This window comes from Acinetobacter junii (genome assembly GCF_018336855.1).
Classification (GTDB): domain Bacteria; phylum Pseudomonadota; class Gammaproteobacteria; order Pseudomonadales; family Moraxellaceae; genus Acinetobacter; species Acinetobacter junii.
Genome location: NZ_CP059558.1, coordinates 2,374,799 through 2,388,942 on the forward strand (window position 1 = coordinate 2,374,799; position 14,144 = coordinate 2,388,942).

Genomic DNA, 14,144 nt, shown 5'->3' on the forward strand with positions numbered 1-14,144 from the left:
GCTTATTTAATCAAGTCTAACAATGTGTGTTGAGCATTATGTAGCTCCTCACCTTCCGCAGGTTTAGCGCGCTCCCAAACACCATCACCTTGCAATAACCATGCTTGCTGGTTATCTTTCAAATAGTTAAGCAGACCTTGTTGATAAATACGTTTTTTCAATGCAGGGTCTTCAATTGGGAAACAAGCTTCAACACGGTTGAATAAATTACGATCCATCCAGTCTGCACTTGAACAATAAATACGTGGATTTCCATTATTGCTAAAGTAATAAACACGGGTATGTTCTAAGAAACGTCCAACGATCGAACGGACACGTATATTTTCTGACAAGTTCGGTAAACCTGGACGTAAACAGCAAATCGAACGAATAATTAAGTCAATCTGAACACCAGCTTGAGATGCCTCATACAATTTATTGATCAATTGAACTTCAGTTAAAGCATTTACTTTGACAATGATTTGAGCTGGCTTACCTGCTTTTGCATTAGCAATTTCATCATCAATATAGTTAATCAATTGAGCATGTAAAGTAAATGGAGCATGCAAGAGCTTCTTCGGCTTCGCCATTTTGCCCATGCCAGTTAACTCTTGGAATATGCGATGTACGTCTTCACATAAATCTTTGTCTGTCGTCATCAAACCATAGTCCGTATAGATACGGGCATTGGTTGCATGGTAATTACCTGTCCCTAAATGAACATAACGGACTAGTTTATTATTCTCACGACGCACAACTAAGATCATTTTGGCATGTGTTTTGTAGCCTACGATGCCGTATACAACGACCGCACCCGCTTCTTGCAAAACGTTTGCAACCTCGATGTTTGACTCTTCATCAAAACGAGCACGCAATTCAATTACTGCTGTGACTTCTTTACCATTCCGTGCAGCTTCAGCAAGTACCTGAACAATTTCAGAATCAGCACCACTTCGATATAAAGTCTGCTTAATTGCAAGCACTTGTGGATCACGTGCTGCTTCACGTAATAATTGAATTACAGGTGCAAAAGATTCGAATGGATGATGCAGCAAAATATCTTGCTTTTGCATCGCAGAAAACACACTTTCGGATTTCTTGAATGCTTTTGGAATAATTGGTGTGTGGGAATCATATCGTAAATGTGGACGTTTAAAATTAGACAACAAACGCGCCAAATTTACAGGACCGTCTACACGATAAAGTTGTTCTTCATTTAGATCAAATTCATCTAACAAATATTCATAGATGTGTTTTGGACAATTATGAGTTACTTCTAAACGTACAGCACGACCAAAACGACGAGAACTTAACTCACCTTTTAAGGCTTTCGCTAAGTCTTCAACATCTTCATTAAGTGCTAAATCGGCATTACGTGTTACACGGAACTGATAACAACCCGTCGCTGTCATACCAGGGAATAAATCAGATACATGCTCATGAATAATCGCAGATAGCATGACATGATGTTCTTTTCCACCTGTCAGTTCATCAGGTAAACGAACCACACGCGGTAATGAGCGCGGTGCAGGTACGACAGCTAGATCAATTTGACGACCAAAAGCATCTTTACCTTCCAAGGTCACGATAAAGTTAAGACTTTTATTCACTAAACGAGGAAATGGATGCGCTGGATCAAGACTAATTGGCGTTAACACAGGAGCGACTTGCTCTTGAAAATACTTTTTAATCCATGCTGACTGTGCAGGTGTCAACTCACCACGGCGTAGGAAACAAATGTCTTCTTCACGCAACTTAGGCAAGATTTGCTCGTTTAGAATTCGATATTGTCGTTCAATTGCAGCATGAGCAGTCACAGAGATTTGATCTAAAACTTGCTTTGGAGTTAAGCCATCTGGTGTGCGACTTTCATTGCCCAGAGTTAACTGCTCCATCATGCCTGCAACACGAATTTCAAAAAACTCATCTAAATTGCGGGAAAAGATCAGTAAGAAATTCATACGTTCCAATAACGGATGAAGTGGGTCGACAGCCTGTTCCAAGACACGTAAATGGAAATCGAGGATGGATAATTCGCGATTAATATAACGATCGTTGTAACTATATTCTATTGGCGTTGTTGTCGTCACTGCCGTATTCATACTGAACCTTGTTATTTATGCATTCATCTACTGATAATTTAAGTATGCTGCAAATTTATGTCAATTTGGTAAAAAAGCCCAAAAATATTGAGCTTTTTTAATCGATCGGATTATTCTGGAAGCTGTGTTCCATTCATATATCTCAATATGACGCGTTTGCGATATTGCAACTTACGGTCATTACGATGATCTTGATAATACTTAGGATTTGGTAACAACGCTGCTAAAAATGCGGCTTGTTCACGTGTTAAGCTTTTTGAACTTTTCCCATAATAATATTGTGTTGCAGCTTCAACCCCATAAATATTTTCACCAAATTCTACAGAGTTCATATATACCTCTAAAATTCGGCGCTTTGACCACATCCGCTCCATCATCCAAGTTGCAACTGCTTCCTGTCCTTTGCGAATAAACGAACGTTGGTTGTATAAAAATAGGTTTTTTGCCAATTGTTGCGAAATCGTTGATCCACCTGCAACCACTTCACCCTTCTCATTATTACGTTCTAAAGCATGTTGGATACCTGCCCAATCGAATCCATGATGATGTACAAACTTCGCATCTTCGGCTGCAAGAATCGCGTGCTTAAAGTTGTCACTAATCTCATCATAATCTCGCCAATCTTGCTGAATTGGCTTCATATCAGACCAATAGTCCAAGCGCATAAACATTGTGGTTTCAACTGGATTGGTTCTCCACCAAACTAAACTTGCAAAGATCCAAAGTTGGATGAGGAGTATCACTCCAATAATCAACATTACTGCACGTGCTAAAAAGGCTTTCATTAAAGTGCATCACTCCTAGGGCAACGAATTCATGCTAAGCTGTTTTTTATATTGATGACTAGCTTAGACACATATGACTGACATGACACCACCACAAATCAATCAAAAGTTGAGAATCCATACATGGTGGTTTACCGCATTACTTATTGCCGTCAATGTCAGTTTATTTGGTTGGCAAATTCTTTCAGGTGTGAATATTACCGACCCTTCACCTCTAGATGCAATTGCTTGGGGTGCAGATTTTACACCACTTACATTCTTATCTCAGCCTGAGCGCCTATTCACTAGCATGTTTTTCCATTTTGGACTCATCCATCTGATGCTAAATATGTGGGCGCTTTATATTTTTGGCAGTGTAGCTGAACAACTATTTGGTCGTTCCTATTATATAGGTATGTATTTTCTTGCTGGTTTAATGGGAAGTGTATTATCGAGTTATCTCTCGATTCGAGATGCATATGATTTGCTACAAAACTTTGATCCTGCTTTATTACCTCGTATTAGTGCAGGTGCATCAGGTGCTGTTATGGGACTCGGTGCTTCATTGACCGTAATTTCATTATTGCCTCAACTCGCAAATCAACGTTTTATTCTAGATAAAAAATCATTACTGATGATTATGGCAATCAACCTTGTATTTGGTTTCACCGTATCTGGCATCAACAATGCCGCACATATCGGTGGCATGTTGATGGGTGGTTTGTTAGCGGGCTTATGGTATCTGTCTCAAAAAACACAACGAACGGGTGTATTCCAATTTATAGCACTGCTTGTTGCAGTCTCGACTTTAAGCATCTTTTATTGGTATTGCACCCGACTCAGCACAGAACTCACTCCTTTGTGGACTGAGATTCTGCGCCAAAATCAGATCAGTTTTTAAGACTGATTAATTTCTCTTAAACTTTGCAAAGGTGGTATATCACAGAGATAGCTTAAGCGATAACGACCTATCAATGTACATACCACCATCATCGTCAAAGGAAGAATAATCCAAATTTCTGGATGCCATTGAATAGCCATTTGCATTTTGTAGCTGGCGATAGCACTGATCACCTCAGCAAAAAGACACGCCACAACACCTGAGACTAATCCTATAAAACCGATTTCTAAACTCAACATGCGTTTTAATCGATTCTTAGCGATTCCAAATGATCTTAACAATGCTACTTCTCGACGACGTTCATCCATCAATACATTTAAGCACGCAATCAAGACTAAAATGCCTGACAAACCAACCAACATTGCAAGTACTGTCACGATCTGAACCAACACCGTCATCAAACGTTTCACTTCATCTAGAACACGTCCAACATCAATAAAAACAGTATTTGAAAATTGCTGAATCAACTCAACCATTTTTGCCTGATCAGTTGGCGGAACATAAAAACTACCTAAATAACTTCCAGCATTTTCATCCATCGTTTTAGGTGAAAAAATGAAAAAGAAATTGGGGCTAAAACTTTCCCATTCTACGGAGCGTAAATTAATCACGGTTGCATTCAAGCTTCCTTCAGGCAGACTAAAGCTCAGTTGATCGCCAATCTTGATTCCAAGTTCACTCGCCAATTTTTCTTCAACAGAAACTTGCCCAGTTTGAGTAAATGCTGAACGTCCTTGAGTAATCACATTATCTTTAGGGTACTCAGAGGACTGCGTAAGATTTAATTCACGACGTAATGAGTTATTTTCTTTGATCAATTCTGGAGAGAAAGCTACACCATTTTTTGAAATCAATCGACCTCGAATATTTGGATACAATGGCGTTGAACTCCAATGATTCTGTTCCAACGATTGTTTCAACAAAGGCATGTCAAATGGGGGCAGACCATACACAAATTGATTAGGTGTTCCCTCTGGAAGTTGTTGTTGCCAACGCTCAAGTAAGTCTGTTCTCAATACACTTAGTACCGTAATTAAGCTTAACCCCAATGCAAGTGCCGTAATTTGTAATGCAGTTTGATGCGGTATCCGAACATAGGCAGATAATGGGTGCTTTAATTGTTTGATCAGCTTGAGAAGCAACCAAATACCAGCATATAAGACCCCACATAGCACAAGAATGGCAGCGAGAACCATTAGGCTTAGTTGTAAATTATCACTAAGAACTAAACTAAAAATCATTAAACTGATCGTGCCGATAGCAAACATGGCTACATAGGATTTGCGTGAACGTTCTTGTTGACGAATTACGCGTATTGGTGGCGTATTTAATAACTCCCAAATACTCGGCAGTATAAAACCAATCAAAACCATTACACTGGTGAAAATAGCAATCGGTAATGCCATCAGGATATCAAATACAGCAAAACTAACTTGTAGTTGCGGAATGAGCTGCAACATCAATTGCAATAATCCATAGCCTAATGCGATGCCAATCAGGCTTCCTAATACGATGGAAATAGCACTTACCAAGGCTAACAAGCCTAAATAAGCAATCAATATATGTTTCTTACTTGAACCCAAACACCGCATCAAAGCAATATGATCTTGGTTTTGTTGTACATAACGTTGACTAGTTAGAGCAATCGCAATCCCACAAAGCAAAATAGTAAGTAAATTGGCGAGCTGTAGGAATGTATCCAAATTCTCGATTGGTTTCATTAATCGTGTATTGGACTGACTAGCATCACGCAATCGAAGTGAAGTTTGCTCTGAATTTTCTACAGATGAATTTGCATTCGGAGAGGTTTCATCCTCTTGATGAGTTTGCTGCTTATAAATCGTTTTGAATGCATTTACTTGTTCTAGCTGACCCGCCATCAATAAACGATATTCAATCCGACTCCCTACTTGTATAGCATTTGTCTTCGCAATATCCGCCTGATGAATAATAACTGTTGGTGAAAATCCAGAGAAACCTAACTCTTGATTTGAATCATGTTCAATCACGCCTGTGAAAGTAAATGTTCCATCTGCAATTGCAACTTGTTCACCTAATTTAACTTTGAGTAAATCAACTGCCCGTGGGCTTAACCAGACTTGATTTGGTTGTATTGATTTGGCTTGGGGTTCAATTTCTAACTTGCCTCGTAGAGGAAATTGATCATTGACCGCTTTGACATTAACCATGACAAATTGATCTTGGGTATGTGCCATAGAACCAAATACAGTGACTGGAGAATGCTTCAAGTTCAGCTTATTCGCTTGCTCTATCCAACTGGACTGAATCGGATGACTATCCGACAACACCAGATCAGCTCCAAGCATTTCAGCTGCTTGTAAGGTCACAGCATTTTGTACTTGAGTGTTGCTAAATTTCAAAGCTGTTGTCGCGCTGATCGCCAATGAAAGTGCAATAATCAGTAAATACAAACCACCCGTTCGAAAACTTTGTATCAGTAAGGGCTTTAAAATAGAACTCATATTGCCCCTCCTGATCGAACAATCTCCTGAATCTGACCATCGATGAGTTTGACATGACGTTGACAAAGTTCAGCTAAGTTTTGATCATGCGTGACTAGAACCAATGTTGTTCCCAACTCTTTGTTTAAATCAAAAAGTAATTGTTCAATCTCTTCTGCAGTTTGCCCATCTAAATTACCTGTGGGTTCATCTGCAAAAATTAATTTAGGTTCAGCAATCAAGGCACGTGCAATAGCGACACGCTGTTGCTCACCACCAGATAAAACTTTGGGTGTTTGATGAGCCTGTCGAATCAAACCAACACGCTCTAACCATGCCAACGCTTTTTTCTCAGCATCTTTAAATTGGAAGTCTGGTTGTAAACGCATCGGCAGCATGACATTTTCTAAAGCACTCAACTGTGGAAGAAGTTGAAATGACTGAAATACAAACCCAATATTTTCTAAACGAACTTGTGCTCGCTGCTCCTCTGTTAGCTGATGTACATCTTGACCACAAACCGTCAATTCACCACTACTAGGACGATCCAAAGTCGCTAAAATCCCCAACAATGTTGACTTTCCTGAACCTGAACGTCCCGTAATTGCAATCTGCTCTCCCTGATAAATTTCCAAATCAATTTCTTTTAAAATCGTTAAATTTTGCTGATTAATTTGAATGGTTTGTGTAACTTTTCGAGCAGAAATAATCGGTTGTGGCATGATGTCACGTATCCTTTAGAACAAATTTTAAGTGCTATGCAAATATCTAAAGTTATCTTGTTCGTTTCTAAAACACTGGGAGCGCTTGCAATATGTGTATTCCCGACAATCGTTTCAGCTAAGACCATATTGATTGTGGGAGATAGTCTGAGTGCAGGCTATGGAATAGATGTCAAACAAGGCTGGGTTAACTTATTACAACAACGGCTTGACCAACAGTATCCGAAAAAACACAAAGTGGTCAATGCAAGTGTAAGCGGTGAAACAACAAGCGGTGCACTTGCAAGAATGCCTAAGCTATTACAAACCTATAAGCCTGAAATTGTGGTGATTGAGCTAGGTGGTAATGACGGACTCCGAGGACAACCCCCTCAAATGATCCAACGCAATCTTGCTCAGTTGGTACAACTCAGTCAAAGACAAAAGGCAACAGTTTTACTGTTTGGTATGAAGATACCACCAAATTATGGAACGGCGTATAGCACAGCGTTTGAAAAAAATTATAAAGTTGTAAGTCAGCAATACAAAGTTAAGCTTTTACCTTTCTTTTTGGAGGGTGTAGCGGGTAATAAAAATCTTATTCAAAAAGATCAAATTCATCCAAATGCTCAGGCGCAGCCGATCATGTTAAATTCAGCTTATCCATACATTCGAGAAGCATTATAAATATTAAATTTCTACCGTAGAGGAGAGAGACGTATGGACTAGCAATCCCACCGCATTGCGTTATACATACGATTGTTTCGTTCATCTACCTTAATCTGTGTTGCTAAAATTGAACACATTTAGTCTAACTGTGTAGTGGGATTAAAGGTTTAAACGGTGTTTTTCGTCATGCAACAGATTAGATGATAATCTTTCCAACAGATAATCCTTTGAAAATGTAATTATCTGTTACGACAGCAAGCAAAAAAAGAATCACACCTAGTCAAAATCTAATAACCGACATCAATGATTTTAGTATCACGCTTGAAGAACTTTTAACAAAAATCCTTTAAACCGAATCTACATATATTTTTTACAGACGCTACATTTATAGGTTAAACATTTCTCTTAAAAAGTTGATTCGTTGTTTATAGAGAATTGATTGACAAGTTAAATCATAAATTACTGTTGCAGGGCTACCCAGAGTATCTGCAACTACAAAATCGCCGCACTGTAATTCTTTAAACTTAAGCCATGATTTTTGTGCTGCTTGTAACTCTTCCTTAGCTTCAGTTTGTGAATATACTTTTTTATAAACTAGGTTAAGCTCACTTTTAAGATTCTTAATTTCTTTGTCTAACTTCTGCATATCCTCAAAACTACCTGCAAAGCCCGAGCTACAAGTAACTAATAAACTAAGTAGTAAAATTTTCTTCATTAATCAGATTCTCTGGTAGTTTCAACAATTGTTAGATTTTCGGATTTAGAAACCTTCTGTATCTGCCCTAAGTTCTTGTAATCTTCTTCAGTTGGTATGTATTCATGTGCAGCTTTTTCATATCTTTCAGCTTCTACTGCTTCCTTTATCTCTCGAGTTTGATCACTATTATCTTGGGTTGATTTGTTTTCTTGACCTGTTGAAGGCGGGCTGCTTTCACTATTTCTATCTATGGTGATAAATATACCAATTATCAAAACAATAATGAAGGCAATTATTTTTACGATTGATCTTATACAGCAACCTTTAACACCTAGGATTTCATCTTTTATAAAGAAATAATCTCCGCACCCTTTAAAGGAATATCGTGTTACCAAAATACTCGATTTGCTTGGCGTCACTCTTGTTTGTTTACTATTGCAACTTGGGCACCTTAGTCTTGAGTCACTCAATTCAACATTCTAATTCATTTTTAATAATCAATATTTACATTAATTATGTGTAATATTTCAACAGTTACATCAATCGACTGGTGTAAGCCCTGTCAAGTCATATCAATACTCGGAGACAATCAGGGCTATTTTACTATCTGACTGTTAGCCAACAATAATAAACATATTTAGTAGCGATTGTAACTATAAAGAAAGGATGTAGTAAAAATCACTAAGCATTCTATGGAAGTTGGACAAACTAATTTAGAAACCGATAAATTAAATCTGCCCCCTACAACACCAAATCAAATCCACGGGTTGATGATAATCAAGGCAAAGATAGGATCTTTTGAATTGCATCGTAGAAAGACACAATAAGAAAAAACCACTACCTCATTTGGATTAACAAAACAATTATCATCATTCCCTACAATGTTTTAAAAATCAAAAAAAGTAACTTCACCTGTCTCAAGAGAGTATTCAGCTCCTACCACGATCATTTTGCCTTTCTCGATTAAACTTTCAAGAACTGCTGAACCATGACGCAACTGATTTACTGAAGCGAATACATTAGAGCGTACAGCATGTGCCGATAACTTTTTCAAATCATCTTTCAATTCTGTTTGCATTAAGATTTCAACAGATGGGCGTACACGGTTTACGATCGACATTAAGTTCGAAGAAGGTGCTTGATCAGGATGCTTTAAAGTATCGATCGTTGCTTGAATTGCACCACAGTGACTATGACCTAATACCACAACAACAGCACAATCATAACGTTCAGCAGCAAATTCAACGCTACCTACTTGAGAAGGTGCAACAATATTTCCTGCTACACGAATAACGAATAAATCACCTAAGCCTTGATCAAAAACCATCTCCGCTGGCACTCGAGAATCGGAACATCCTAAAACAATAGCAAAAGGGTTTTGTTCACTTGCCATTTCAGCACGTTCTTGGTGAGTGAGTTGCTTCTGTAGGGCGGCTTCCCCTTTCACAAAACGAGCATTACCAGCTTTTAAACGTTCTAGAGCTTCATGAGCGGTGAGCATGCTTAAATCCATCTATGATTGACATGAAAAAATAGTTTAATGTGAGGACGATAGATTGTCACTGACAAAAATAAAAACTCTCAAACATTTGGTGATCGATTTATCAAGAAAAATAAGGAAAAAATAATCATTTCATTGGCAATAATTTACAGACATCTGTTGAATATGCAAATGACTATGTTTGAAACTTCAACAATAATCAAAAGGTTTAAAAATAAATCAAGGACAGAAAAAACATGATGAATAGAAGCTTTTCCACACCAATCCGAAAAACACTGACGGCTATCGCTTTCAGTTGCAGTCTTGCTGCAACCATGACAACAACCATGACTCAAGCCGCTGAAATCGAAATGAGTTTCCAAAATGTATTACAACAGGAACGTGCTTGGGCTGGGTTACAAAGTAAAACGCTTAAAGTTGGTGACATTACATGGTCTTATAGTGAAGGTGGTCAAGTCGGTAAACCGATTGTTGTACTTATTCATGGCTTGGCTGGTAGTCGTGATAACTGGAATCGTGTCGCGAATGCATTAACAGGCAACTATCATGTGATCATTCCAGATTTACCTGCCAGTGGCGAAACCCAAGTTCCGAAAGAATTTGATTATTCTGTACCTAATGTCACAGAAAAATTACGCCGTTTTATTGAGGCTGCAAACTTAACAGGACCTGCTCATATTGCAGGACACTCTCTAGGCGGCTCTATTGCGATGCTTTATGCGGGTCAATATCCATTTGAAACCAAGAGTTTATTTTTAGTTGATGCGGCTGGTGTCTACAAAGCTGGAAATACACCTTACTTGAAAGATCCAAATCAAATCAGAAGTATGATCGTCAGTAAAAAAGGCGACTTTAATTTCTTAATGCAGCAAGCAATGCATAACCCTCCGTTTATTCCTAAAGAAATTGCCCAAGCACAAGAAAAGATGATGATTGGACAAATAGAACAAACTCAGAAAATGGTTGACCAAATCATTGCACTCAATAAATTATTTACACCAGACTCATTTGCCTTACTTGCTAAGTCAATTGATGCACCAACACTGATTTTATGGGGCAAGCAAGATAAAATTATCAATGTTGAAGTCGCACCTGAGTTAAAATCACTTTTGAAAAATGCTCAAGCACCTGTCATCTTGGATAATGTCGGTCATATGCCGATCTTAGAAGCAGATCAGCTCGTCGTTCAACAATATCTACCGTTCTTGAGTAAAACCCAAGCCCAAAAGTCGGTGACTGCACCTACTCCTTAATCATTTATTTAGAGTCTTTATGCTTAAACACCCAATGATAGAACAACTGATTGATGCTCAACTGGACTTTTTAGATCAACAGTTTTCGCAATCAGAAACAATTCAACAAGAGTTCTCGCAGTTCTATCATTGGATACGTTTACAACAACTACAACATATTTGGTCTTTTGAACAAATTTATACCTTAATTGAAAAACAGATCTTAAATACACCTGCTAGTTCATTTTTAGTTGAACAAATTGCCGAGCACATTCGATTTGCAATTATTCATCCTTTAAATGATGAAACAACCATTGAAGAAATTATTCCTGTTTTAACGATCGATACGATTGCCCAATACGTTGCAAGCAAAAGTGGGCATCGCCAACGCTTAATTAAAACGATTGTAAATAATCCTGCATTTTCAGCTCTAATTACTCAACTTATTCAACACTCTATTCAAGATTATTTGGATAATTCAGTGATGTCTAAACGTGTGCCAGGCGTTGGTCATTTCATGAAAATGGGTAAATCTGTATTAGAGACTGTGACTGACTCTAATCTAAATGACACAGTCGGCCATTATTTACAGAAGAATATTCTTAAAATTAGCCAAATGAGTGAGCGCGTACTCAATCAGCATTTTAATGATGAAAAGCTATATCATTTCCAAGCTAATATTTGGCACAAAATTAAAGTTATGCCTGTTTCCGTGTTAAAAAACTATGTTGAAGTTCAAGATCTGACGCAAACTGTTGGTATGGGACATGAGATCTGGGATCATCTTCGTCAGACACCCTATATGAAACAACAAGTACATGATGGTGTTTACGCATGGTATGCACGCAATCAGGAGCGTACGTTTGATCAACTCCTTCGAGATCTCAATATTAATGAGAGTTTGATTCAAAATGAATTAAGTATTTTATTAACACCAGTGTTAAAGCGTTTGATTAACACTGGTTATTTAAGACAACGCGCACGTATTCATTTAGAGAAATTTTATTATTCTGACCAAGTAATGAACATCCTCAATCATGAACAAGGCGCCTAAGCGCCTTGTTTTTTTTATCATTTAAAGTTAGAAACTATATGTAAGACCTAAATTATAACGTCGACCATCCAACACATAACTATAAGTTTCTGTATCTATTTCCTTATCTAGCAAATTATATACCCCTGCGGCAATTGCGACATTTTGTGTAGGTTTATAATTGACACCAACATCTAGCATGGTATAGGCAGGCTTACCTTTCGCCATCGCTGTTCGACTTAAATAGTCAGATGTTTTACTGCGATAATTAACTCTTGCCCAACTAGAAAACTGATCTGATACTTCCCAATCCGCTGTTGTATTGAACATATGCTTAGGCATTTCATTTAAAGGCTTACCTTTATTAATACCACTCTTCTGTTCTGTATCTGTAAAGGTGTAATTCGCTGATACATTCACATTAGGCAACGCCTGCCATCCGAACGTCAGTTCAGCACCACGCATATTGGCTTTATCCACGTTCTCACGTAAGCTGACAAAGTCGAATTTTTCACCTAACCAATCACACTCTAAGGCACCAACATTTTCACCCTGACAGGTTCTAACTTCTGTAATTTTATCTTTGAAATCACTATTAAAAATAGTAAGTCCAGCAGTGAGATGATCTAAATTATCCCAGTTGAAAGACACCTCATAGTTAACACTTTTTTCAGGTTTTAGGTCTGGATTACCAACAATTACGCCCTTACTTTGACCACCACCTGTTGCTTGCCCCCACTCTGCTACCGTCGCACGAAGTGCAGGCGTTTTATATCCTGTAGACACGCCTCCTTTAATCACCCACTGATCATTTAAACCCCAAACGCCATAGATTTTTGGACTCCAATGATCACCAAACTTCTCATCTTCATCTAAACGTAATGATGTAGTCAGAGTGAAATCATCTATAACATGCCATGCATTTTCAGCAAACAATGCCCAACTATAACGATCTAAACTTGAGACAGGTTTTGCCCCTCCCACACTGAGTTGATTGCCTTGATCATCTAATTCTTCTTTTAAGTACATTCCACCAAAACTCAAACTATGACGATCAAAGTTAATCTTGTTAATCGTATTAAAAGTAGTATTGATGGCTTCCATATTGCGTGATGGATTTTCATTTTCTTCACGCTGAATATATGAGTGTGTTTCAACAGGGCCAAGCTGACCTCGATGAGTTAAGCTGTACTCTGTTCGATAATAATCTGTAAGTGAATCTACTGGAGGATTTCGACCTGTTTGCACAGGAGAGATACTTTTTCCAACCGTTCCATTACGATTTTGAATTGAACGCTGATAGTCCAAATCAATCGTATGCTGATCATTCGGGGTCAGACTCAAGGCTGCTCCACCCGCTCGAATTTTCTGCTCCTTGTAACCTCCATAAATCTCGTCTTCATCTCGCTGAGAATATAAGCCATTTGCTTTGAACGACAACAGATTTGCAATTAAAGGACCAGCGATATATGCATTGGTTTGATAAAGATGACCTGATTTTGAATTTTCTTGTAGTGTTGTATCTAGCTTAATAGAGCCTGTCCATTCAGCTGTATTTTTTTTAGTAATAATATTAATTACACCGCCCATTGCATCCGAGCCATATAAACCAGACATTGGACCGCGAATCACCTCAATTCGTTCAATCGCGCCAATATTGGGTAACCAACCTTGCTCGATCCCAGAATTATCACTATTTGGTCTCACAGAGCGGGTATTTACTTTTTTACCATCGACCATAATCACGGTATAGGCACTTCCCATACCCCGTATACTAATATCGCTAGAACTTCCTCCCCCCGTCACGACAACACCTGGAATATCTTTCAGTGCATCTGTGACATCACGATAAGCTTTTTTATTAATTTCTTCTTGTGAAAGTACTGAGATCGAGGCTGCTGCTTTCTTTATGTCTTGTTCAAAACCACTCGCTGTCACCACGATAGTCTCTAATTGATTAAGCTCTTGTGTTTTAGTTTCTGCTGCAAATGCAATGGAAAACATTCCGCTCATCACTGAAAGCGTGAGTAAAGATTTACGGGTTATTTTATTCGACATAGTTTTCACCTAAACGACACAAATCTTAAGATTTGCTTAAAAATT

The 14,144-nt window shown here is 38.2% G+C and carries 12 protein-coding genes; 4 read left to right on the forward strand and 8 right to left on the reverse strand.

All coding sequences use genetic code 11. From position 1 onward, the window contains the following. Window positions 1–2 precede the first annotated feature (2 nt). Together ppk1 and mtgA are read right to left on the reverse strand one after the other, a co-directional pair. Window positions 3–2,081, reverse strand: coding sequence for a polyphosphate kinase 1 (gene ppk1, locus H2677_RS11075; RefSeq protein WP_004912640.1), 2,079 nt, complete (start codon window positions 2,079–2,081; stop codon window positions 3–5). 110 nt (window positions 2,082–2,191) lie between these two features. Next, window positions 2,192–2,866: a monofunctional biosynthetic peptidoglycan transglycosylase gene (mtgA, locus tag H2677_RS11080; RefSeq protein WP_004912643.1), complete on the reverse strand. Its 675-nt coding sequence runs from the start codon at window positions 2,864–2,866 to the stop codon at window positions 2,192–2,194. A gap of 73 nt (window positions 2,867–2,939) precedes the next feature. Between mtgA and H2677_RS11085 the strand changes: the two genes are divergently transcribed. Next, on the forward strand, window positions 2,940–3,746 hold the full coding sequence (locus H2677_RS11085; protein WP_212638556.1) for a rhomboid family intramembrane serine protease: 807 nt from the start codon (window positions 2,940–2,942) through the stop codon (window positions 3,744–3,746). Here H2677_RS11085 and H2677_RS11090 read toward each other — a convergent pair. Both H2677_RS11090 and H2677_RS11095 read right to left on the reverse strand, forming a co-directional pair. Then, window positions 3,743–6,229, reverse strand: coding sequence for an ABC transporter permease (locus H2677_RS11090; protein ID WP_212638557.1), 2,487 nt, complete (start codon window positions 6,227–6,229; stop codon window positions 3,743–3,745). The genes H2677_RS11085 and H2677_RS11090 overlap by 4 nt on opposite strands. Beyond that, complete coding sequence (locus tag H2677_RS11095) at window positions 6,226–6,930, reverse strand: ABC transporter ATP-binding protein (RefSeq protein WP_004912651.1); 705 nt, start codon at window positions 6,928–6,930, stop codon at window positions 6,226–6,228. The genes H2677_RS11090 and H2677_RS11095 overlap by 4 nt, the downstream gene beginning before the upstream one ends. Before the next feature lie 42 nt (window positions 6,931–6,972). Between H2677_RS11095 and H2677_RS11100 the strand changes: the two genes are divergently transcribed. Next, window positions 6,973–7,596, forward strand: coding sequence for an arylesterase (locus tag H2677_RS11100; RefSeq protein ID WP_212639608.1), 624 nt, complete (start codon window positions 6,973–6,975; stop codon window positions 7,594–7,596). A 367-nt stretch (window positions 7,597–7,963) separates the two neighbouring features. Here H2677_RS11100 and H2677_RS11105 read toward each other — a convergent pair whose 3' ends face one another. From H2677_RS11105 to H2677_RS11115, 3 genes are all read right to left on the reverse strand, one after another. Further along, entirely contained in the window at window positions 7,964–8,293 is a 330-nt protein-coding gene (locus tag H2677_RS11105) for a lysozyme inhibitor LprI family protein (protein ID WP_004912656.1), read from the reverse strand. Next, on the reverse strand, window positions 8,293–8,694 hold the full coding sequence (locus H2677_RS11110; protein ID WP_035336549.1) for a hypothetical protein: 402 nt from the start codon (window positions 8,692–8,694) through the stop codon (window positions 8,293–8,295). Before H2677_RS11110 ends, H2677_RS11105 begins: the two co-directional genes overlap by 1 nt. Window positions 8,695–9,161: 467 nt before the next feature. Next, the gene (locus tag H2677_RS11115) at window positions 9,162–9,776 is read right to left on the reverse strand and encodes a carbonic anhydrase (protein ID WP_004912657.1); all 615 of its coding nucleotides are present in this window, start codon (window positions 9,774–9,776) and stop codon (window positions 9,162–9,164) included. 236 nt (window positions 9,777–10,012) lie between these two features. Here H2677_RS11115 and H2677_RS11120 point away from each other — a divergent pair, with 236 nt between their 5' ends. Together H2677_RS11120 and H2677_RS11125 are read left to right on the forward strand one after the other, a co-directional pair. After that, window positions 10,013–11,029, forward strand: coding sequence for an alpha/beta fold hydrolase (locus H2677_RS11120; RefSeq protein ID WP_039047393.1), 1,017 nt, complete (start codon window positions 10,013–10,015; stop codon window positions 11,027–11,029). A gap of 19 nt (window positions 11,030–11,048) precedes the next feature. After that, entirely contained in the window at window positions 11,049–12,062 is a 1,014-nt protein-coding gene (locus H2677_RS11125; RefSeq protein ID WP_168154187.1) for a hypothetical protein, read from the forward strand. Between the two features lie 27 nt (window positions 12,063–12,089). Here the strand turns inward: H2677_RS11125 and H2677_RS11130 are convergent, their stop codons facing one another. Continuing rightward, entirely contained in the window at window positions 12,090–14,099 is a 2,010-nt protein-coding gene (locus H2677_RS11130; protein WP_212638558.1) for a ligand-gated channel protein, read from the reverse strand. Between the last annotated feature and the right edge of the window lie 45 nt (window positions 14,100–14,144).